This window comes from Nostoc sp. (assembly GCF_036917815.1).
In the GTDB taxonomy this organism is placed as follows: domain Bacteria; phylum Cyanobacteriota; class Cyanobacteriia; order Cyanobacteriales; family Nostocaceae; genus Nostoc.
Window position 1 is genome coordinate 1 of sequence record NZ_JBALEK010000067.1, and the last position, 3,587, is coordinate 3,587.

Below are 3,587 nucleotides of genomic sequence, written 5' to 3' on the forward strand. Positions count from 1 at the left end.
TGGTTAGCCCGACTATTCAACTCGCGGTATGTGAGTTGTTGATTCTCAAACACCACTGCGACTGCATCTGGTGTACGTTCTACCTGCTCTTCAAATAACTGATGAATACATAAATCTTCGGGATAGTCTACTTGAGTATCATTCCATTCAACTAATAACTGCTGTTGCTCCGATGCTGTTAACATTGGCAACTGCCCTAGGTGCTGCTGAGGATTCGCCACAATTGCTGAGAGCATTGTCACAAAATGCCCCAGCATTCGGCTAATCGTCCCATACTCAAATCGACTAGCATCGTAGCTCACCTTCAGCAAAAATTGCTCACCAGAGGCAACTACAACCGTCAGAGGATAATTTGTTTGTTCAATCGCCCGAACATTCGAGAGCGAAAAACTGCCATTGGATTGCAGAACAGCAGTATCCACCGGATAATTCTCAAAGACGACAATGCTCTCAAACAAAGAGGTACCTCTGTTGACATCACTCAGAGCCTGAATTTCTACCAATGAGCTATAGGAAAATTGCTCAGACTCTACCTGTTGTGCCTGTAAATCCTTCAACAAACTCAGCAGTTGAGTATCAGAGGAGATTTGCACCCGCACTGGCAGAGTATTGATAAATAATCCTACCATCGACTCCACACCAACAAGCCCAGGAGGACGACCAGAGACAGTTGCACCAAAAACCACATCTGCTTCTTGGCTATAGCGACATAGTAACAATCCCCAAGTCGCCTGCACCAGATTACTTATAGTCAATTGATGTTTTCGGGCAAAAGAGCCGATTGCGGCTGTTGCTGACACCGTTAACTGAATTTCTTGTTCACCATAACTAGAATGCTGCTCTTGCTTTGACAATGGTTTATCCACAGTCATTGAAGTGGGTGCAGTAAAACCTTGGAGTTTTTGTCGCCAAAATTCCTTAGCCAAATCTTGATCCTGTTGCTGTAACCAAGCAATATAGTTACGGTAGCCCAGAGTTGGGATGTTGTTAGGTAAACTAACACCCTGAGAAATTGCTTGATAAAACTCCAACAGGTCTTTGAAAACCAAAGGTAACGACCAGCCATCAAGTAATAAATGATGATGACACCAAACAAACTGATAAGTATGGGAATCTAATTGGATTAGATATAGGCGTATCAATGGCACAAGGGAGAGTTGGAAACCCTGTTGTCGTTCCGCAGAAAGAAAAGTCTCTAATTGCTCTTGCTGCTCAACTTTCGATAACTCTCCCCAGTCGATGGTCATAACTCTCACCAACACCTCTCGATACACAACTTGCAGAGGCTGGCTCAAAGACTCCCAAACAAAAGCCGTGCGGAAGATAGAATGCTTTTCTACCACCTGCTGCCAAGCTTGTGAAAAGGCTTCTACATCTAGGTTTCCCGTCAAAGTGCAAGTTATCTGCTCAAAATATACCCCGGAATCTGGAGCATACAAACTTTCAAACAGCATCCCCTCTTGCATACTCGATAAGGGATAAATATCCTCAATATTTTGCCAGTTAGTTTTACCCACTTCCGCTTGCAATGGTAGTCTTGCCAAGACTCCATCCAATTCTAGCTGGTTAAGTTTGACTAACGGGAAATCTGTTGGCGTATAACTTCCGTTTTCCGGCTCTAAACAATGAGCAATGATTTCTCGTAAAGTTTCAACAAATTCTTGGGCAATATTCTCAATGGTTTCGTGCTGATGGATATTAGTGCTGTATGCCCAATCTATTTGTAGCCGTTCGTTTGCAATGATGGCATTAATGTCTAGTAGACTTGAGCGCTGACCTTGTAAACTCTGGCTAATTCCGCTAGACTCACTAGCCGGTTGCATCAGAGAAGATGTATTTAGAACTTGAGCAAATTGACCCAGATAATTGAAGCTAATCTCGGAAGCGGGAATTGTCTGTAGTGTTCGGCTAATTTCTGCATCGCTATTCAGATAGCGCAATAAGCCGTAGCCAATGCCTTTATTCGGAATTGCCCGTAATTGCTCCTTGACAGATTTTAAGGCATTGCCAATATTGTCTTTGTCTATTGGTTCAAGTTTTAAAAGCACTGGAAAAATCGTTGTAAACCAACCGATAGTGCGTGATAAGTCTACACCATCGATAATATCTTCCCGCCCATGACCTTCTAAGTTGAATAACACAGATTTAGAGTTAGTCCATTTGCTCAAAACCAGCACTAAGGCTGTCAACAAAACATCGTTAATCTGTGTTTTGTAAGCTTTTGGGACATCTTGTAGGAGGGACAGGGTTTCTGCTTGGTTTAATGACACTGATATTGTATTAGCAGATGCAGCAGTGTTAACTCCTTCTGCATAGTCTACTGGGATCGGAGAAACCCAGGAGTGAGATTCACTCAACCAATAAGCCAGTTCTGATTTATTGACTTCTGATTGGGCATAAGCTGTTAGTTGTTGCGCCCAATCTTTGAAAGATGTGGTTTTGGCAGGGAGTTGAATGGCCTGACCTCGACTTAGCTGCTCGTAACTTGTTTGCAAATCTTCTAATAATATCCGCCAGGAAACACCGTCTACTACTAGATGGTGAATGACAATGAGTAATCGCGCTCTTTTGTCGTTCCCCAAAAAGAATAAGGCTACCTGCACCAGATTTTCCGACAGATTCAAACTCGCCTGTAAGGAGTTGGCGGTGGTTTCAATTGTCTTTGGAAGCTGACTTTCTCTGATTGTTGAGAGGTCGAAATAGGAGATAGTATTGCTATCGGTTGGAGCCGCATACATCTGCTGCCAAGTAGAGTCTGTTTGGCTAAATCTTAGGCGGAGAGCATCGTGATGTTTGAGCAATTGCTGCCAGACTTGCTCTAATATTTCCAGGTTAATGTTAGATGGAACTGTGAGTAGCAATGATTGATTAAAGTGGTGCTTTTGTGGTGTGTCTTGCTCAAAAAACCACTTTTGAATTGGTGTTAAAGGTAATGTGCCGGTGACTAATCCTTGTTCGATTAAGAGTGCTTTCGTTGTGCCTGCGACTGTGGCTAATTGGGCGATTGTTTGATTGCCAAATAGTTGTTTGAGGGTCAGTACTATTCCTAATAGCTTTGCTTTGGCGATGATTTGAATGCTGAGGATGGAGTCTCCTCCTAGTTCAAAGAAGTTATCATGTATGCCTATTGGCTCTACTCTCAGAATTTGCTCCCAAATTTGGGCTAGTTTTTCTTCAATGGGGGTGCGGGGTGCGACTAAACTGATTTCTATTCCGGTGCGTGATTCTGGGGCGGGTAAGGCGCGACGGTCGATTTTGCCGTTGGGAGTTAGGGGTAGGGATTCCAGGATGACTATGAAAGAAGGCATCATGTAGTCTGGTAGTCTTTCCCTGAGGAATTGACGCAGAACGCTGAGTGTGGGTGTCTGCTGTTTTTGCGGTACGATGTAGGCGACTAGGCGCTGATCTCCAGGGTTGTCAACGCGGGCGATGACAACGGACGTTTGCACGTCTTGATGTTGGCTGAGTACGGCTTCGATTTCTCCCAATTCGATGCGGAAGCCCCGGATTTTTACCTGGTTGTCGATGCGCCCCAGGTATTCGATGTTGCCATCTGGTAAATAACGGGCTAGGTCTCCGGTTTTATA

1 protein-coding gene is annotated in these 3,587 nt (G+C 44.0%); it reads right to left on the reverse strand.

Features of this window, described 5'->3' with window-relative positions; all coding sequences use genetic code 11:
* A partial coding sequence (locus tag V7K97_RS21515; protein WP_334803036.1) for a condensation domain-containing protein occupies positions 1-3,587 on the reverse strand: 3,587 nt, incomplete at both ends.